This window comes from Dactylosporangium vinaceum (assembly GCF_019904175.1).
Lineage (GTDB): Bacteria > Actinomycetota > Actinomycetes > Mycobacteriales > Micromonosporaceae > Dactylosporangium > Dactylosporangium vinaceum.
Window position 1 is genome coordinate 10,869,584 of the sequence record NZ_CP061913.1, and the last position, 19,253, is coordinate 10,888,836.

The 19,253-nt window shown below is 73.3% G+C and carries 11 protein-coding genes; 7 read left to right on the forward strand and 4 right to left on the reverse strand.

Features of this window, described 5'->3' with window-relative positions:
- Positions 1-35 precede the first annotated feature (35 nt).
- A complete protein-coding gene (locus Dvina_RS48850; protein WP_223098763.1) occupies positions 36-1,508 on the forward strand; it encodes an MDR family MFS transporter in 1,473 nt (490 codons plus the stop codon).
- Here the strand turns inward: Dvina_RS48850 and Dvina_RS48855 are convergent.
- Entirely contained in the window at positions 1,414-2,055 is a 642-nt protein-coding gene (locus Dvina_RS48855) for a VC0807 family protein (RefSeq protein WP_223098765.1), read from the reverse strand. The two genes, Dvina_RS48850 and Dvina_RS48855, sit on opposite strands and share 95 nt — an antisense overlap.
- 87 nt (positions 2,056-2,142) lie before the next feature.
- On the opposite strand from Dvina_RS48855, the gene Dvina_RS48860 reads away from it, so the two are divergent.
- Positions 2,143-2,664, forward strand: coding sequence for a PadR family transcriptional regulator (locus Dvina_RS48860; RefSeq protein WP_223098767.1), 522 nt, complete (start codon positions 2,143-2,145; stop codon positions 2,662-2,664).
- Here Dvina_RS48860 and Dvina_RS48865 read toward each other — a convergent pair.
- Both Dvina_RS48865 and Dvina_RS48870 read right to left on the reverse strand, forming a co-directional pair.
- The gene (locus tag Dvina_RS48865) at positions 2,661-7,748 is read right to left on the reverse strand and encodes an SCO7613 C-terminal domain-containing membrane protein (protein ID WP_223098770.1); all 5,088 of its coding nucleotides are present in this window, start codon (positions 7,746-7,748) and stop codon (positions 2,661-2,663) included. The genes Dvina_RS48860 and Dvina_RS48865 overlap by 4 nt on opposite strands.
- 126 nt (positions 7,749-7,874) lie before the next feature.
- Positions 7,875-9,296 carry a UDP-glucose dehydrogenase family protein gene (locus tag Dvina_RS48870; protein ID WP_223098772.1) on the reverse strand — a complete coding sequence of 474 codons (1,422 nt, stop codon included), beginning with the start codon at positions 9,294-9,296 and terminating at the stop codon, positions 7,875-7,877.
- Between the two features lie 190 nt (positions 9,297-9,486).
- Here Dvina_RS48870 and Dvina_RS48875 point away from each other — a divergent pair, with 190 nt between their 5' ends.
- From Dvina_RS48875 to Dvina_RS48895, 5 genes are all read left to right on the forward strand, one after another.
- The gene (locus Dvina_RS48875) at positions 9,487-10,635 is read left to right on the forward strand and encodes an acyl-CoA dehydrogenase family protein (RefSeq protein WP_223098775.1); all 1,149 of its coding nucleotides are present in this window, start codon (positions 9,487-9,489) and stop codon (positions 10,633-10,635) included.
- Positions 10,636-10,978: 343 nt separating this feature from the next.
- A complete protein-coding gene (locus Dvina_RS48880; RefSeq protein WP_223098777.1) occupies positions 10,979-11,539 on the forward strand; it encodes a Uma2 family endonuclease in 561 nt (186 codons plus the stop codon).
- A gap of 759 nt (positions 11,540-12,298) precedes the next feature.
- Positions 12,299-13,498 (forward strand): hypothetical protein, encoded by a 1,200-nt coding sequence (locus Dvina_RS48885; RefSeq protein WP_223098780.1) that lies wholly within the window; start codon positions 12,299-12,301, stop codon positions 13,496-13,498.
- A complete protein-coding gene (locus Dvina_RS48890) occupies positions 13,495-15,039 on the forward strand; it encodes a substrate-binding domain-containing protein (RefSeq protein WP_223098783.1) in 1,545 nt (514 codons plus the stop codon). The genes Dvina_RS48885 and Dvina_RS48890 overlap by 4 nt, the downstream gene beginning before the upstream one ends.
- A complete protein-coding gene (locus tag Dvina_RS48895; protein ID WP_223098786.1) occupies positions 15,026-15,772 on the forward strand; it encodes a hypothetical protein in 747 nt (248 codons plus the stop codon). Before Dvina_RS48890 ends, Dvina_RS48895 begins: the two co-directional genes overlap by 14 nt.
- Positions 15,773-15,781: 9 nt before the next feature.
- Here the strand turns inward: Dvina_RS48895 and Dvina_RS48900 are convergent, their stop codons facing one another.
- The gene (locus Dvina_RS48900) at positions 15,782-19,249 is read right to left on the reverse strand and encodes a DEAD/DEAH box helicase (protein WP_223098789.1); all 3,468 of its coding nucleotides are present in this window, start codon (positions 19,247-19,249) and stop codon (positions 15,782-15,784) included.
- Positions 19,250-19,253: the final 4 nt, after the last annotated feature.

Consider the following 19,253-nt stretch of genomic DNA (forward strand, 5'->3'; position numbering starts at 1 on the left):
TTGTACGGCGTACGACTTAGCGATACGGTGTATCAATGACCGATACGGCGTATCAACCGAGTGGGCGGCTGCCCCGGGATCTGCTCGCGCTCGTGGGGGCGATCCTGCTCGGCGTGTTCCTGGTCCAGATGGACTCGACGATGGTGAACATCGCGCTGGAGAGCTTCCGGCGGGACTTCGGGGCCGATCTCGGCACCGTGCAGTGGGTGAGTGCCGCGTACCTCCTGGCGATGGCCGCGGTGATCCCGGTGGCCGGCTGGGCGATCGACCGGTTCGGGGCCCGCTCCGCCTGGCTGGTGTCGCTCGGCCTGTTCACCCTCGGCTCGCTGCTGTGCGGGGTGGCCTGGTCGGCCGGCAGCCTCATCGCGATGCGGGTCGTGCAGGGCATCGGCGGGGGGATGCTCATGCCGCTCTTCCAGACGATCCTGGCCCGCCGGGCCGCCGGTCAGCAGTTCGGCAAGGTGATGGCGCTCGTCGGGCTGCCGATGCTGCTCGGGCCGGTGCTCGGCCCGGTGCTCGGCGGCGTCCTGGTCGACGGGGCCGGCTGGCGCTGGATCTTCCTGGTCAACCTGCCGTTCTGCGCGATCGCCGCCTGGGCCGCGCTCCGGGTGATGCCTGTCGAGCGGGTCGAGCGCCCGGCCCGCCTGGACGTGCTCGGCCTGACCCTGCTGTCGCCGGCCCTTGTCGGGATCGTGTGGAGCCTGTCCCGGGCCGGCACCGAGGGCGGCCTGCGCCCGCTGACCCTGCTCCTGCTGGCCGCGGGCTCGGCCTTGATGATCGCGTTCGTCGTGCACGCGCTGCGCAGCGCGGAGCCGGTCATCGACCTGCGCCTGTTCCGGAGCCGCAACTTCACGGCGGCGTCGGCCGTGATGTTCCTCGGCATGGTCGCGCTGATCGGGACCATGCTGCTGATTCCGCTGTACTACCAGCAGGTCCACGGCTACACCCCGCTGCACGCCGGTCTGCTCATGGCCCCCAACGGGGTGGGCTCGGCGCTCTCGCTGGCCCTGGCCGGGCGCCTCACCGAGCGCTTCGGCCTGCGCCCGGTCGCGCTCGCCGGAGCCACGCTGCTGATCGGCTCGACCCTGGCGCTCACGCAGCTCGACGGCGGCACCGATCAGTGGCTGCTGGCCGGCCTGATCGCGCTGACCGGGGCCGGCTTCGGGGCGGTCATGGTGCCAGCGCAGGGCGGCATCTACGCCGGGCTGACCCGGGCGCAGGTCTCGCACGCGACAGGCGCGGTGCGGGTCTTCCAGCAGGTCGGCGGCTCGTTCGGGGTGGCCCTGCTGGCGGTGTCGCTGCAGCGCAACGCGGCCGGGGCCCGCTCCGTGGACGCGCTCGGCGGCGCCTTCGGCACCACCTTCTGGTGGGCCGCCGGCGCCGCCGCGCTGACGCTCATCCCGATCCTGCTGTTCAGGCCGGCTGCTGCTGCTCCATCCGGGCCGCCCACGCCTGCCGGTGCCGCACGTAGCGGACGCTCCACAGCGCCAGCAGCACCATCGTCGTGACGAACAGGGCGGTCGAGGCGGTGACGGCGGCCGAGGTCGACAGGGCCAGCACCAGCGGGATGCGGACGACCGCGTCGAAGAGCAGGCCGCCGCCCCAGGCCGCGGACATCACCCGGAAGGTGTGCCGGAAGCCGGGCTGGTCGCGCCACTTTTGGTCAAACTCCGCGGCCCGGGCCGGGTCGCCCTCCTGCATCCGCAGGGCGGCGTGGTAGATCAGCGGGCGGCCGACGAAGCAGGACACGACGAAGGCCAGGCCGGCGATGCCGGTGCCGAAGGACTCCTTGACGAGGAGGAACTTCGGCGAGCCGGTCACGAACGAGAGGCCCAGGCCGGCCAGGAACACGCCGAGCATCACGGCGGCGAACATGTCGAACTTGCGGGCCCGGACCGCGACCCAGAGCATCCGGGCCAGGGCCGCAACCGACCCGCACAGGAGTGCGACGTAGTCGCTCGCACCGAGCCAGTGCGCCACGAAGTAGGCGCCGAGGGAAAGACCGACGTCCCACAGCAGGGACTTGAGGATGGCCAGGGCTCCGGGGGTTTTCATAATGCAACCGTGACATGTCACTTTCGACATGTCAAGCACGTCATGTCTTTCTCGACATGTCGAAGTCGAGAGGTTAGGCTTTGTCGCATGTCCCTCCGCCACGCCCTGCTGGGGCTGCTCGCCGACACCCCGCAGAACGGCTACGACCTGACCAAGCGCTTCGAGCGCACGCTGTCGGGCCACGCCTGGAGCGCGGGCCACAGCCAGATCTACCCCGAGCTCAAGCGGATGCTCGGCGATGGGCTGATCGAGGTCGTCGACGAGGGGTCCCGCGGCAGCAAGGTGTATGGCGTGACCGACCCCGGCCGCACGGAGCTGCGCCGCTGGATGTTCAGCCCGCTCGGCGACACGCCGCCGCGCAACGAGTTCGTGCTGCGCCTGTTCCTGATCTCCTCGCTCGACCTGCCCGACGTGCGCACGCTCGTCGACCAGATGGCGGCCGAGAGCGACAAGGAGGTCACCCAGATCGACGGCGCCATCAAGGAGATGGACGACGCCGGACTCCGCCGCGGTTATGCGCGCTTCGCGGCGGAGTTCGGGCGGCGGTACTTCGCCCTCCAGCGCGACTGGTCCCGCTGGGTGCTCGAGGAGCTGGAGAAGGACGACTAGCGCATCCCTCGGTACGCCCCGCGCAGCCGGTCGAGGCGCTGACGCTGCTCATAGGTCGCCCCGAGGCTGATGAGCAGCACGCCGGTGCCGGTGAAGAGCAGGAGCATCATCCAGAACGGCAGGCCGATCCGGAACAGCTCGTTCACGGTCGCGATCACCGTGACCGTGGCGCCCACCGCCACCGGGGCCTTCTGCTGCCGGGCCGCGCCGATGGCCACGCAGATGACCCCGGCCAGAATCAGCAGCACCCGGCGCAGCTCCGGCGAGTCGGGCTGCGCGACGGCGATCGCCAGGCTCGGGCCGAAGCCGGCCACCAGCGCCGGGCCGTAGGCCAGCCAGCTGCCCAGCTCGGGCCGGTTGCGGATCTCGATGAGCCCGGTGATCAGGGCGAGGGCGGCGAACGGGAGCGTGTACGCCTCCACCACCGCGACCCGCACCGTGATCAGCAGCAGCCAGATGGCGACCAGCTCGGCGATCGACGCGGCGACGATGAGCACCGTGCGCTGGCGCGCGCTGCGGCCCTTGCGCGCCGCCGACAGGCCGAGGATCGCCCCGACCGCGGTCAGCGCGGCCGCGGTGTGCGCCCACGAGCCGAGGGTGAGCAGCACCGCGATCCCGGCCCCGGCGTACCCGGCGGTCTCGACGGTCAGCGCCTCCCGGTTGATGCTGCGGGTGGGGCGCAGCCGCGGCAGCGCGGCCCCGAGCACCAGCAGCGCGGCGGCCACGATGAGCAGCGGGAACGCGCACTGCTTCAGGCCCAGGCCGGCGGCGAGCCCGGCGGCCACCGCGAAGCCCTGCGCGGTCGAGGCGGTCACGTGCCAGCCGAGCATCCGGCCGTTCGGGGTCCGGCCCCAGATGCCGGCGACCGCCCCGACCAGCACCGAGCCGGCCAGCCAGGTCAGGGTCTGGCTGCGGGTGGCCAGGCTGCCGGCGCCGCCCGCGCCCGCGGCCAGGACCGCGATCACGAACACCAGCCGGCGGGCACCGATCATGAGCCGGCCGTCGGGGCCGTCGGCCGCGGGCGGCACGGTGAGAGCCAGGCCGAGCCCGGCGATGGTGGCCACCAGCAGGGCCAGGGTCGGCTGCATCGGCCACGGCGCGTCGAGCGCGGCCGGGGCGATGAGCATCGTCAGGGCGGCGCCGGGCACCACGATCGCGACGGCCCGGTTGGCCATCGCCTGCCCGCTGCCGCCCAGGCCCACGGCCATCAGGGCCGCGGCCACGGTGAGCAGGAACGCGCCGAGCACGTGGGTGCCGTTGCCGGCGTACTGCGCGAACGACCCGAGGTCGGCGGCGTCGGCCGGGGTGCCGGTCCACGGGTGCTCGATCCACCGGTACGGCCCGATGAGCGCCGCGAACAGCGCGGGCGCGAGGAACACCACGACGATCGCCGCGGGGACCCCGGCCGCGGTGGCGACCCCGAAGGCGAAGTTGCGCGGGATGCGGACCTGGTCGCCGGCGGTGTCGACGGCGCGCGGCACACGCCCGGCCCGGTCCGGCCGGAAGCGCCCTTCGAGGTCGGGCTCTCGGGGGTTGTACCAGTTCGCCCGCAGCAGTTCGGCGAGCACGCCGAGCAGGGCGGCGGCCGCGGCGTAGACGACCGCGCCGTCGCGCTGGAAGAACAGGGCGGCGAGGGCGGTCGTGGTCGCGGAGACGGCGACCCCGGTGCTCACGTACGGCATGTAGCCGGGCGCCTGGTGCGCGCCGGCGGCCGCGGCGGCGAGGCCGAGGGCGGCGGTCGCGAGGGCGGCGACGAGGACGGTGCTGGGCCGCTCCGGGTAGAGGCTGCCGACCATCGCGGCGGCCGCGCCGGTGAAGGCGAAGAGCGCGCCCGCGACGCCGGCCCCGCCGACGACCGTCGACGGGCCCTCGTCCGGGTCATCGTCCTCGAACCGGGCGTCGGGAGTACCGATCCGGCGCACCGCCACCGCCCGGGCCAGCGCGGCGACGATGGCCGCGCTCACGCCGAGTGCGGCGAGCGTGCCGGCGGTCGCCCCGGGGCGCACGAGCGCCGCCCCGGCCGCGTAGAGCCCGGCGACCAGGGCCGCGCCGAGCCGGGTGTAGACGCCGCGCCAGCTGCGGGCGAAGCAGGCCCAGACGGCGACGCCGGTGGCCGCGGCCCAGCCGATGACCATCGGGGCCTGCCAGCCCAGGCCGAGTCCGATCGGAGCGCCGAGCGTGGCCAGGACGAGGGCGGCCGAGGCGATGTCGTCGCCGTAGGGCTGGGGCAGTGCGATCGCGGCCGCCCCGGCCAGCAGGAGCAGCGCGATCGGGATCTGCCAGCCGAACTGGGCCAGGCTGTGCGCGGACTCGGCCCAGCGCTCGTCGAGCGGGGCCGTCCACGGTGGGCTCGCGGCCCGGATCACCCCGATCGCGGCGACCACCGAGAGGGCGCCCGCATACAGTCCGGTGCCGAAGCCGACAACCGCGGCGCCCACGACCGGGCCGCGCCGCCACTCCTCCGGCAGCGACGAGCGGGCGGCGACGGCGACCAGGAACACCAGGAAGGCGAGGGTGACGACCTCGATGCCGGAGGCGGCCAGCGACACGGCCCGGGCGACCGCGCCGATCGCGGCGATCGTGACGGCCGCCGCGGCCGCGTCGGAGCCGGTGAAGGAGACGCCGAAGGTCTGCCGGTCGTCCATCCGCGGCGCCAGCCACAGCGTCACCGCGGCGACGACCATGAGCAGGCCGATGACGAAGTCGATGGTCGCGGCGCCGTCGGCCAGGACGGTGGCCAGGCCGACCGCGACCGCGCCGGCGGTGGCCCCGACCAGCAGCGGCACGCTCGGCTCACCGCCCCGGCGGTCGCGGGCCACCTGGGTCAGCGCGGCCACGCCGAGGCTTATCGCGAGAGCCAGGAAGCTGAGCACCAGCACGACCGTCGCGCCGCCGGGCAGGTCGCCGAAGACGATCGCGGCGGCCGCCGCGGCCGCGCCGGGCAGGGCGAACAGCGCGCCACCCGCGGCGGCGTCAGCGACCCGCTGCGTGGTCGCCATGCGGTTGCCGTCGGTCTGGTGGGGCCGCGGCAGCCAGGCGATGGCGGCCCCGGCGACGGTGATCGCGGTCAGGGTGAGCGCCGTCGCACCGGGCCGGACCAGGCTCGCCCCGGCCGCGTAGAGGCCGAGGACGAGCGCGGCGCCGAGGCAGACCCAGGCCGTGTGGGCGGCCCGGACGCGCAGCGCGGCCGCACCGGCGGCGATCGCCGCGCTGACCGCCAGGGCCGGGATCGCCAGCCAGCTCAGGCCGAGCGCGGCCGGCGCGACGAGCAGCGTGAGGGCCGCGCCGACGACGACGATGTCGGCCCGCAGCTCGTCCGGGGGCACCTCGGGCCCGGCACCGTCGCGCAGCGGCACGCTCACCGGGTCGGTCCGGCCGCTCAGCATGAGCACACAGGCGCCGGTGAGCAGCAGGATCGCGATGACGTACTGCCAGCCGTCCGGCCCGACGGCGTCGTGGATCCGGGTCTGGTACGCGCTCAGATCGGCCTTCCACACCGGCCACCCGGCCCGCAGTGGTGCCGCGATCCCCGGGTAGGCCCGCACGATCACCAGCAGCGCGGCGCCGGCGGCCGAGACCGACACGGCGTAGCGGGGCCCGCGGCGGGCGTCGGCCGGCAGGAAGGGCACCCCGGCGGCGGCCACGGTCACCGCGAGCGCCAGGAACAGCGGGGTGGAGCCGGGCAACCAGACGGCGCCGACCCGGGCGATGGCGACGATGACCGCGGCGGTGGCGACGCCTGCGGCGATGTCCGACAGTGTGCCCCGGCGCCAGGTCAGCGCTCCGCCGACGCCGAGCGCGGCCGCGATGAGCATGGCCGCGGCGGCCTGCAGGGTCGGCAGCTTCGCGTCGGTGGCCAGCATCCCGGCCCCGGCGGCCAGCAGCGCGACCCCGGCGGCCGCGGCGAACAGGACCCATGCGAAGTCACGCATCAGCCCGTCGGCGATGCGGTTGGTGCGGCCCGTGTGGGCGGCCTCGTCCTCGGCCGCGGCGTCCTCGTGGTGCGCGGCGATGCGGCGCTCGATCGACTGCTTGAGCCCGATCGCGAAGCCCAGATCGATGAGCGCGACGCCGCACAGCGCGACCGCCCAGCCGGTCGGGCCGTGGATCGCGTCGTAGAACAGCAGCGGCAGGACCGGCTGCAGGGCCAGCAGGGTCGCGAAGCGGGAGGCGATCAGGTGGCTCTTCATGCTGTACAGGGCGGCGACACCGGCCGTGAGCAGGCAGACCAGGCCGAGGTACGTGCTGAGCCGGGCCTGATCGGCACCGATCAGCCTCTCCGAGCGGACCACGTAGCCGTCGAGGAGCACGAGCAGCAGCGCGACCGAGGCGACGGTCTCGGCGGTCGCGCTCAGGCCGCGCCGCACCAGCACGAGCGGCAGCGCCAGGGCGATCGCGGTGATCGCGGCCAGGGACAGGATCCGCCCGGCGGTGCCGATGCTGCCGAACGCGTCGAGGGTGAGCACGATCGCGGCGCCGGCCAGCAGGAGCCCGCCCAGCGCCAGGACCGACGCCTGCATGCTGCTCTGGGTGGCCTCCGGCTGATCGCCGGGCGGGAGGGTCCGCTCGCCCCCGCGCGGGCGGCGGGGCGGCGGCGGGCCGTCGAACGGGGCGATGCGGGGGCGGCCGGCCGCCGGCACGTGCCCGCTCTCCGCCGGCTGCGCGGCCCGCGGCGAGAAGCGCTGCGGACCGGTCGGCGGGGCGGCGACACCGGTGTCGGTGGTGGCTCGCGTGCCCGCGCCGACGGCGGCCGGGGCCGCCTCGGTCACCGCCGGGGGGACGGCCTCACGCTGGCGACCGAGCAGCGGCCGCTTCGTCTTGGCCGCCTGGGCCGTCTGCTCGGCCTCGACGGCCGCGCGGACCTTGCGGCGGAGGCTGTCGCGCTGCGCGGAGGTGTGCGCGAGCTGCTTGCGCAGCATCTGTGTGTTTTCGGTGAGGTCCCGCTTCTTCTGCTCCAACGCGGCGACGGTCCGCTGGAACAGGGCGAGTGCGGCCGCGTCCGGGTCGTGCGGGCGGCCACACGAACGACAGCCGGTGGCCTCACTGGCCGGCCCGCCGCACGCCGGGCACGGGTACGTCTCCACGCCACTCCTCCCCCAGGCTTCCGACCGGAACCCCCTTCCCCGGGGGTCCCGGTCGTTCACGCCTTACTGGGAAGAATGCCTTGTTTCGCCGGGCGACGAAAGCGATGTGCTCGTTCGGGAGATTCTCTATGAAACGACGGGGCGACCCATGCCGCGGTACTCCCACCCCGCGGCGACCCAGACCGCCTGGTCGAGGCAGTTCCGGCCGTCGATGACCTTCTGCGCCGCTACCAGCGGGGCGACGGCGTTCGGGTCGGCGTTGCGGAACTCTTCCCACTCCGTGAGCACGCAGAGCAGGTCGGCCCCGGCCACCGCATCGGTGAGCGTCTTGGCGTAGGTCACGTCGTCGACCTCGGCCCGGGCCTGGTCCATGCCCTCCGGGTCGTAGACGGTGACGTCGGCGCCGGAGCGGGCGAGCTTGCGCACGACCGAGAGGGCCGGCGAGTCGCGCACGTCGTCGGAGTTGGGCTTGAACGTCGCGCCGAGCACCGTGATCTTGGTGCCGCCCAGGTCCGGGCCGGCCGGACCGTAGCCGCGGCCGAGCAGCTCGGCCGAGAGCTGGACGATCTTGTTGCGGCGGCGCTGGTTGATCAGGTCGACCTCGTGCAGGAACCGCAGCGCCTCGCCGACGCCGAGCTCCTGGGCCCGGGCCTGGAACGCGCGGATGTCCTTGGGCAGGCAGCCGCCGCCGAAGCCGACGCCGGCCCGGAGGAACTTGTTGCCGATGCGGGCGTCGTAGCCGATGGAGCGGGCCAGCTGGGTCACGTCGGCGCCGGCCGCCTCGCAGACCTCGGCCATGGCGTTGATGAAGGAGATCTTGGTGGCCAGGAACGCGTTGGCCGCGACCTTCACCAGCTCGGCGGTGGCGAAGTCGGTCACCACGACCGGCACCTCGCGGTCCTCGGTGACGGCCAGGTCGAACACGCCCTTGTGCGCGGAGTACAGCATCCCGGTCGCCCACTCGGACTTCACCCCGAAGATGACCCGGTTGGGCCGCAGCACGTCCTCGACGGCCACGCCCTCCTGGAGGAACTCGGGGCTCCAGGCGACCTCGACGCCGAGATCGGCGGTGACGTTGCGGGCGACCAGCTGCTCGATCCACTCGGCGGTGCCGACCGGGACGGTGGACTTGCCGACGATGAGCGCCTTGCGGGTCAGGTGCGGGACCAGGTTGGTGACGGCGCTCTCGACGTGCGACAGGTCGGCGGCCATGCCGTCGGCCCGCTGCGGGGTGCCGACGCAGATGAAGTGGATGTCGCCGAACTCGGCGACCTCTTCCCAGGAGGTGGAGAACCGCAGGCGGCCGGCCGACAGGTTCTTGCGCAGCAGCTCGTCGAGGCCGGGCTCGTGGAACGGCACGTCGCCGCCGGCGAGCTTGGCGATCTTCGCCTCGTCGATGTCGAAGCCGATGACCTCGTAGCCGAGCTCCGCGAAGCAGATCGCGTAAGTCGCACCGAGATATCCGGTGCCCAGGAAGGTCAACCGGGGCCGCGCCGATCCGGACGGCGGGGCAACGGCGGGTGAGGTGCTGGGGTACGCGATTGTCACGCCTGGTCTCCAACTCGATCGAGGTCCGCTCGGTGCGACCCTCACCTGGTGGGATCGGGCCGACGTCGCCACGGCGAGGATAGTCCCTTGCGAGGAGCCGTGCCTCCGACCGATTCATTACTCGTCGGTATGCTCACATCGGCGGGCCGCTGAACGGCGGTTCAGCAGCACTGCGACCAGGGGGTTTGCCATGTTCGACGCCTACTCGCTGCCCGAGGACCACGTCGCCGTACGTGAGGCCGTGCGCGCGGTGTGTGACGGCAAGGTCGCACCGAACGCCGCGGCGGCCGACGAAATGAGCGAGTTTCCCCAGGCCTCCTACGACGCGCTGCGCGCCTCCGACTTCCACGCGCCGCACATCCCGGTCGAGTACGGCGGCGCGGGCGCCGACGCCCTGGCCACCGCCATCGTCATCGAGGAGGTCGCCCGGGCCTGCGCCTCCTCGTCACTCATCCCCGCGGTCAACAAGCTCGGCACGATGCCCCTGCTCCTGGCCGCCTCCCCGGCGCTCAAGGAGCGCTACCTGCCTCCGGTCGCGCGCGGCGACGCGATGTTCTCCTACTGCCTGTCCGAGCCCGACGCCGGCAGCGACGCGGCCGGCATGAAGACCCGCGCCGAGCTCGACGGCGACACGTGGGTCCTCAACGGCGTCAAGCGCTGGATCACCAACGCGGGGGTGAGCGAGTACTACACCGTGTTCGCCGTCACCGACCCGGCCGCCCGCTCGCGCGGCATCTCCGCCTTCGTCGTGGAGAAGTCCGACGCGGGTGTGACGTTCGGCGCACCGGAGAAGAAACTGGGCATCAAGGGCAGCCCGACCCGGGAGGTGTACCTGGACAACGTCCGGATCCCGGCGGACCGCATCATCGGCGCCCCCGGCACCGGCTTCGCCACCGCGATGCGCACCCTCGACCACACCCGGGTCACGATCGCCGCCCAGGCCCTGGGGATCGCCCAGGGCGCGCTCGACTTCTCGCTGGGCTACGTCCAGGAGCGCAAGCAGTTCGGCAAGCCGATCGCCGACTTCCAGGGCATCCAGTTCATGCTGGCCGACATGGGCATGCGCCTGGAGGCCGCCCGTCAGCTCACCTACGCCGCCGCCGCCAAGTCCGAACGCGGCGACGCCGACCTGACCTACTTCGGCGCGGCGGCGAAGTGCTTCGCCTCGGACGCCGCCATGTCCATCACCACGGACGCCGTCCAGCTCCTGGGCGGCTACGGCTACACGCGCGACTTCCCCCTGGAGCGCATGATGCGCGACGCGAAGATCACCCAGATCTACGAGGGCACCAACCAGGTCCAGCGCATCGTCATGGCCCGCCAGCTCCTTAACGGCTAGCCAGCAACCTTTCCCTGCTTAGGCCGCTACTTTCAGTGGCCCTCACCTATCCATTCCCGCGAGGCGCGCCGAGATACCACTGATCTACGAGCACGCGGCTTCGGCCGGCTTGCGTGGCCGCGTCGATTCCGTTTCCGCAGGTGAGAGGCCAGGCCGCCAGACGGCGTCCACCCTCCGGTCGACTCGGTCGGCCGCGTCATTCCGGCGCAATCCTGGCCTCCAGCTGCACTATTGCAGATACATCGATGCAGGCTCTCCACTATGGACACGCGCCGTTGACCTCGACTGCATGTTGCGCACCGTAACGGCGGCCTTTGACGAGCAGGGTCGGTAGCATGGGCGTATGAGCGCGGAGGCCGTTGGCAGACATATGCCTGCCATCATCACGCTCGACGACCTGGCCGCCATGATCTCCGCCGACACACATGGCCGTCGGTATGAGACCAGTCCCGAGGGAGTGCTCTCCGTCGTACCACCCCCCGACAGCGAGCATGCCGTCATCGCCACACGTCTGATGCTGTGGCTCGGCCTCGCCGGCTGGCCCGCCGAGCAACTGATGCAGGCCGCCGGCATCCGCATCTCCGGCCCAGACGGCGACGGCGGCCGCATCCCCGATCTGACGGTATGGTCGCGACCCCAGCAGCACGCCGTATGGCTGGCCGTCACCGATCTCCTGCTCGTCATCGAAATCATGTCCCGCGGCTCCGAGGCAACCGACCGCGTCATCAAGGTCGACGAGTACGCGGCAGCGGGAATCCCTCAATACTGGACCGTGGCCCGCGACCCCGCGCAGACCGTAACTCTGCACTCATTGGAACTGGCCGGTAGATACGAACGAGCGGCACAAATGCCCCTCGCGTGGCTGCTCCAGACATCGCCCGGAGATCACCTTCCGCCAGTGTGACCGCAATCGAGCCTCCGGAAAGCCAGCGTCGCTGGCCCCGGCACCTTAGCTCAGTGTCGGTGGCTGTCGGCCTGTGGGCTGGCCACATCAGCAGGTCGAGCGAGATCGCCGAGGCTGGCAACCCCGTGTTGCGACCGTGCCGGTGCTGGCCTTGCCATGCTGAGCACCCGCACTGCGTCCGGATCGTCTGGCCCGACCCCGGATGATCGCGGCCCGCGCGTCCGCGATCCCGACCAGGATCGGCCCGGCCAGCCGGTGCGCGGTGGCCGCGTCGGTGTTTGCTTAGCAGGGGTCCGGTGCTTGGCGGCCACGCTGCACTGGCAGATGACACTTACGGATGGTAGTCGGTCAAATTCAGTTCTGAGATCTTCGCTCATATCCAAATAGTTCAGGATGTGATCTCTGGCGAATCCTGGACCGAGGTATCACGAGGTCAGTTTCCGCAACTAAGGACCTCTATACCCGCAGATCACCCAGATCTACGGGGGCACCAACCAGGTCCAGCGCATCGTCACGGCCCGCCAACTCCTCGCCGGCCGACGCCCCCGCGGCAGTCGGACGCCGACACGTCGCCGCGACAGGCGGCAAGGCTCGTCCGCCCGCACGGCGTGCCGGCGGCGGCGCATTCGGCGTTCAACCGGGCGTTGGTTGTCGCCGCACGAGGATCCGGGCCGAGCCGGTCGTCGACGGGTAGCTAGGACGCGGTCGCTCACAGTTCGACAGCCGCTGATACCCTCCCTGTCGATTGGAGGGTCTTCGATGGCTGCCGACACCTCGACGCAAGCCGAAGTCCACCTCACTGTCCGGCGGCCGCCCGCGGGGTTCTGGCTCCGCCCGCGGCTGCTCCTGTCGGTCGTACCGTTCGTGCTGGTGTTCGCGGTCGGGCTGGGGCTGCTCGCGCGGGCCGGCGAGGTGCTGCTGCCCTTCGAGCGGATCACGGTGGTCGAGGGCAGGCTCGCGTCGAAGGCGGACTTCTTCGCGGACCCGCAGGTGCAGCGGATCCTCCTGCGCCACCACGTGCGGGTGCACTTCACGCAGGGCGGGTCGCGGGACATCGCGCGGACGGCGCTGGACGGGCTCGACTTCGTGTTCCCGTCCGGGCAGCCCGCCGGGGACCTGATCCTGGAGCGGCTCAAGGAGCAGGGGCGCAGCACCACCGTCTACAAGCCGTTCACCAGCCCCATCGCCCTGGGCACCTACCGCGACTACGCGGAGGCACTGCGGGCGGCCGGGCTCGCCACGCCCGTCGACGACGGTGCCGGTCCGCTGTACTACCGGCTCAACCTCGGCGACTTCCTGACCGCCGTCGAGCAGCGGCGGCGGTGGAGGGAGCTGGCCGGGGGCGCGGTGGCCAGTGACAACCGGATCACCGCCTGGTCGCCGGACATCTGCCGGTCCAACTCGGCGGCCACCTACATGGCGCTCGTGGCCTTCGTGCGCAACCGGGCCGACGTGCCGCAGAGCGACGCCGAGGCCGAGCGGCTGGCGAACGAGGTCAAGCCGCTCGTCGGGGTGTTCGGGCTGCCGCAGGCGGACCTGTTCAACTCCTACGTCACGCCGGAAGGCAAGGGGCAGCCGATCGTGGTCGTGTACGAGCACCAGTTCCTGGCCTACCAGGCCCAGTTCCACGCGCGGACGCAGACGCTCGACCGGGATCGGGTGCTGCTCTACCCGTCGGTGAACTTCCGGACCGACCCCGTGTACATCCCGCTCTCGCGGACCGGCGAGGAGCTGGGCCGGCTCATCACGACCGAGCCGGACCTGCGCCACCGGGCGGTCGCGCTCGGCTTCCGGACCCTCAACGCCGACGCCGAGCCGGCCGGGCCGGAGTTCGGCGACTACCTGCGCAGCCAGGGCATCCCGGTCCCGACCTTCCTCACCGATGTCGGCACCAACGCGCAGCTGCCCCGCCTCGACCTTCTGGAGAAGATGATCACGATCACCGGGAACTGCGCATGAGGGCCTTCCGGATGGCATTGGCGGCGGTGGTACTGCTGGCCGGCGCCGGAGCCTGCACGAGCGAGGCGGCACAGCGGGTACAGCTGCGCATTGTCGCGTCTTCAGAGCTGGAAGGCGTCCGGCCGCTGCTGGCCGAGCTGAGCCGCGACACGGGAGTCGACGTCACGCTCGACGTGCGGGCGGGGCTGGACATGCTGCCACCGGCCGGGCTCGACAAGTCGTTCGATGCCGCGTGGCTGACGACCGGGGCCTACCAGCAGCTGCAGCTGCGCGGCGCCGACCGTCCACTTGCGACACCGACGATGCTGTCGCCCGTCGTCATCGGGGTGCGGCCCAAGGCGGCCGCGGCGCTGCGCTCGGCGGCGGGCGGGGCGGCGCTCACGTGGGCCGACGTCGCGGACGCGGCGGCGAGCGGCGCGCTGCGGCTGGCCATGGCCGACCCGAGCCAGGGCGGTTCGGGGCTGGCCGCGCTGATCGGGGTGGCGACCGCGGCGGCCGGGACGGGCTCGGCGCTGCGGCCGGAGGACGTGACATGCGACAGGCTGCGCGGGTTCTTCGCGGGGCGCTCGCTGACCGGGCCGACGTTCGCGACGCTCGCCGACGACTTCGTCAAGCGCCAGGACGAGCTCGACGCGCTCGTCGGCGAGGAGTCGGCGCTGCTCAAGCTCAACGACAGCGGGCAGCTCAAGGAGAAGCTGGAGCTGGTGTACCCGGCCGACGGCATCATCCAGGCCGACTATCCGCTGCAGCTGCTGCGGCCGGAGGCGCGGGTGGCCTACGACAAGGTGATCGGCTGGCTCATGGGGGCCCAAGGGCAGAAGCGGCTGACCGAGACGACGCTGCGCCGGCCCTTCGACCCGCGGGTGGCGCGCGACCTGCGGCTGCAGCGGCTGGCCGGCACCACCCTGTTCTACCCCGACCAGGTCGAGGTCGTCGACAAGCTGCTCTCCGACTACGCCGACCCGCGCTTGAGCATGCCCGACCACGTCTTCTTCGTGCTCGACTTCTCCGGCTCCATGCGCGGCGAGCGGATCGCCGCGCTGCGGGCCACGTTCGCCGGGCTCAGCGGCGCCGACCGCTCGGCCAGCGGCAAGTTCTTCCGGTTCTACCGCGGCGAGCGGTTCACCGTGGTGCGCTTCGGCGGCACCGTGCTCGGCGAGCAGACGTTCACCGTGGAGAACCAGGGCGCCCTGGACCAGCTCGGCGGCTTCATCGCGGCCGACGAGTTCGACGACAGCACCGCCGTGTGGTCGGCCCTCGACCACGCCGACATCGCCGCGGCGGCCGCGGCGACCGACCGCCCGGTCGCGGTCGTGCTCATGACCGACGGCCTGAGCAACGCCGGGATGGGCCTCGACGAGTTCCTGGCCCGGCACGACGCCGACCCCGCCCGCAAGGTGGTGCCGACCTACGCGATCCGCTACGGCGAGGCCGACGCCGCCGAGCTCGACCGGGCCGCGAAGGCGACGGGCGGCCGGATGGTCGACGCCAACGCCGTGTCCCTCCTCGACGCCTTCAAGGAGATCCGTGGCTGTCACTGACGCGGCGTGGTGGGGCGTGTGGTGGCCGTCGCTGCTGCTGTGGGCGGCGACAGCGGGCGCGCTCGTCGTCGCCGTGTCGATCGTCGTCGCGCAGATTCGCCGCTACCGCGGATTTCGGCGCCTCGACGTCGCGTTCTACCTCGACGAGACCGCGATCATGGACGTGTACCAGCAGATGCGGCGCGTGCCGGCGCTGCGGCGGGCGGTCAGCCACGAGATCAAGCGCAGCCGGAAGTTCGGCGTCCGCTCCACGGTGCCGGGCGTACCCGTCGGCGGCGACGCGGGCGGCCAGGTCGACGAGACGGTGGTCCGGCAGTACGTCGAGCAGGACGAGCCGATCACCGTCGTCGGCCTCATCGTCGACGTGCTCGAGAAGACCAGCAGCGTGGGCCGCATCGACCTGGAGCGGCTGACGTTCACGCCGAGCCACCCGGACGCCCCGGTCCCGTCGGCGGTCAAGGTCCACCGCGGCCGGGTCCGCCTGCGCGACCTCAAGTCGTGGGTGCTCGTCGACGGCCGCTTCGAGCGCGACGGCGCCCGGCCGGCGTTCCACGTCCGCGCCGACGACGAGGAGTCCGCCGCCGCCCGGGTCCGCGTCGACTGCGGCCCGGCGAGCGGCCTGCGCGGCGGCATCCCCGACGGGCCGTTCCTGGCCCGGTGCCTCGGCCGGGTCCAGGGCTGGGACCGGGCCGGGCAGGAGCTGGTGATCGACGCGTTCGCCATCTTCCGCTGAGCCGGCCGGTCAGCGCGGCGGGGCCGGGCTGTCCCGGGTGAACGGCAGGTCGGCGGCGAGCGTCTTGAAGTACCGCTGCGCCGACCACGCCTCCCGGTCGCCGATCACGTAGAGGCGGCGCTTGGCCCGGCTGACGGCCACGTTGAGCAGGTTCGGCCGGGCGGCCGCCCAGCGGCGGGCGCCCGGGCGGTCCGGGTTGCCGCCGAGCACCAGGATGACCACGTCGGCCTGCTTGCCCTGGGCGGTGTGCACGGTGCCGGCGGTGAGGCCCGGATAGCGGCGGCCCTGAGCGGCGATCCGGCGGGCGATGTCGCGGAACGGCGCGATGACCATCACCTCGGACATGTCCAGGCCGAGGGTGGCGAGCGCGCGCAGGATGCGGTCGAGCTGGCGGCCCTCGTCGGGGATCCAGTGGCCCTGGGCGGTGGCGCCGGCGATGTCCATCCACTTGGACTCGGGCAGCGTCGGGTGCTCGGCGTTGAAGCGGTCGCGGGCGGCGGTGCCGGTCCCGTTGATCATGAGGCCGTCGTAGGCGATGGCGTTGACGATGTCGAACATCGGCTGGTCGCAGCGGCGGTGGACGGTCAGCGGGACGCCGACCCAGGTGGACTCGCCGTCGGCGGTGGGCAGGTGGGTGCCGAGGCCGGTGAGGCGGTCGGCCAGGCGCTGCACCGAGGTGCGGCCGGTCAGCCACTCCTCGGACACGCCGAGCTCGCGGCGGATCGCCTGCTCGGCCCGGAACGGCAGCATGGTGACCGGCTCCAGCTGCAGCGGGTCGCCGACGACCACGGCCCGCTTCGTCCGCCACAGGGCGCCGGCGGCGTTCTGCGGGGTCGCCTGGCCGGCCTCGTCGATGAGCAGCCAGCCCAGCGCCTCCTGGCCGAGGTGGCCGAAGAGCCGGGCGTAGGAGGCGAACGTGGTGGACACGACAGGCACGACGAAGAACAGGCTCTGCCATGCGGCGAGGGCCGCGTCCTCGGCGATGTCGCGGGGCGCGTCGCCGCCGACGACGTCCATCGCCGCCTGAAGGTTGCGGCGCATGTCGCCGGCCGCGTGCCCGAGGAACGCCCCGTGCAGTGCGAGCGCGGCCAGGAACAGCTCGCTGCGGGCGGTGTTCCACTCCGGGTCCGTCCACAGCGCGGCCGGCTCGCGGCGCTCGCGGTCGCTCCACCAGGTGGCGTCCGGGTAGTAGCGGCCCAGACCCGCGCCGAGGCCGGTCAGCCGGTCGTCGAGGGCGGCCAGCCGCCCGCGCGCGGTGTGGTGGGCGGACTCGGCGTCGCTCAGGGCGCGCGCGGCCGCGGACACCTCCTGATCGGCCCGGGCCAGCTCCCGGCGGGCGGCCACGAGCGGCTCCGGTGTCAGGTCCGGCACCGGGACTCCAGCCGCCAGCAGCCGCGCGGCCTCGATCAGGTCGCGCTCGGCGTCGGCGGCGGCGCGCAGGGCCGCGTCGAGCTCCCGCTGGGCCGCGTCCAGCCCGGCCTGGGCCGCCGCCTGCGCCTGCCGGGCCGTCTGGACCTCGCCGTGCAGCCAGCGGTCCTGCTGTGACCACTTGCCGTCGGCCGCGCCGAGCGTCCGCAGCCGCTCCCACCAGTCCGGGCGCTGCTGCTGGTGCGCGGCGTGGGCCCACCAGCGCCGGCCCGCCTCGGCCGCGGCCGCGCGCAGGGCCTGCTCGGCGTTGGCCCGGCGGCCGGTGGTCAGCCGCTCGGCCTCGGCCCGGCGTTCGGCGACGGTCCGCTCGGCCGCCGCGCGCCGCTGCCGGGCCGCCTGCTCGGCCTGGCGCTGCTGCTCCTGAGCCTGGCGGGCGGCTTCGGCGGTCTGCTCGCGCTCGGCCTCGACCGCGGCCGCGCGCCGGGCGCGGGCGGTCTCCACCCGCGCGGCCGCCGTCCGGATGGCCGCCGCCAGGCTCGGCAGGTGCGCGTCGAGCTCGGCCCTTTGCCGGATGGTGCGGTACACCTCGGACCGCTCGGCCCGGATCGCCTCGACCCGCGCCTCGGCGTCGCGGAAATCGGCGGCGGCCCGCGCCCAGGACCGCTCGGGCGGGGTCTGCTCGTAGGACTTGAGCACCGTCAGGAGCCCGGTCCACGGGTTGTCGTCGTCGTCTTCCGGGGTGTGGTACCAGAACGCGTTGACGAACCGGCTGCGGTTGGCCTTGTTGCCGAGCCGGGCCGCGACGAGCGCCCAGGCCGCCCCGGGCACCGGCTCCTCGCCCTCCGGGGCCAGCAGCGCACCGGCGATCGCGGGGAAGTACCCGGCCGCGGCCGCCCGCTCGCGCCAGCACCCGGCGATCGCGGCGGCGGCCGGGATCTCGTCGGTGACGTTCTGCACGGCGCCGTTGTTGGCCGAGGCGACGACGATCTCGAAGCCGGTCAGCTCGGGCCGCCACACGTTGACGACCCGGCTGTACTGCCCCGTCTTCCAGCGCAGCTGCCGCCCGGTGAACGCCTGCCGGGGATCGGGCAGCGCGGCCAGCCGCCGGGCCCGCTCGACCACCAGCGCGGCGACGAGGTCGCGCAGCATCGTCGTCTTGCCGGTCCCGGGCGGCCCGTTGACCCCGAGGATCCCGGCGCCGGCGGCGCTCAGGCCGAGCGCGGTGTTGACGGCCAGCTGCTGGCTCAGCGCCAGCGCGTGCTCCGGATCGCTCGGCCAGCGGCCGGCCGGCACGGTGTCCGGCGCGGTCGCGGCGAACACCCGGTCGGTCCGCGCCCGGACGTCGACCCGCCCCGCGGTGTCGATCTCGGCCTCCGGGCGCAGGTACTCCCCCAGCGCCGCCCCGGCACCGCCCTTCGCCACCCGCTCGGCGACGAGCGCCAGGTCGGCCACGATGAAGCTGTTGAGGAACTCGTGCCCGCTCACCGCGTCGGCGCTGCGCCGGGCCACGATCTGGCTGCTGATGCGGATCTCGGCGCCCGACAGCGCGTCGCCGGTCCCCGCCGCGGCGACGGCCAGGGCCAGGCACTCCGCGAGCTCCTCGGGCCCGAGCAGGCGCGGCGGCCGCTCCGCGAACTCGCCGTCCGGCTCGGCCGGCTCGTGGGTGACCGCCTCCCGCCACAGCTCGCCGAACGCCATCGACGCGTCCTCGAACGCCGCGACCCAGTCCGTCGCCAGCCGCTCGGCCAGCACCTGTCCGGTGGCCCAGGCGCAGCTGGAGAGCACCTCGGAGCCGAGGACCGCGTGCCCGTCCTCGCCGACGGCGAACGCGGCGAACGCGCTCTCCCCGCCCGGGCGCTCGTCGTAGCTGTCCGGGTCGGGCGCCAGCATCCGCGACAGCACCGCGAACACCTCGTCGAGCCGGTAGATCCCCAGATACACGACGTGCCGCCACGCCTGGTTGGGCCGCAGCCGGCGCCGGGCGAGCTCGTGGCCGGGCTCCCACGGCAGCGGCGCGCCCGGCCGGACGGCGAACACGAGCTGCTCGCGGTCGACCTTCTCCACCTTCTGCGGGCTGAACATCTCGACCGTCTGCCAGAACTTGAGCACCTGC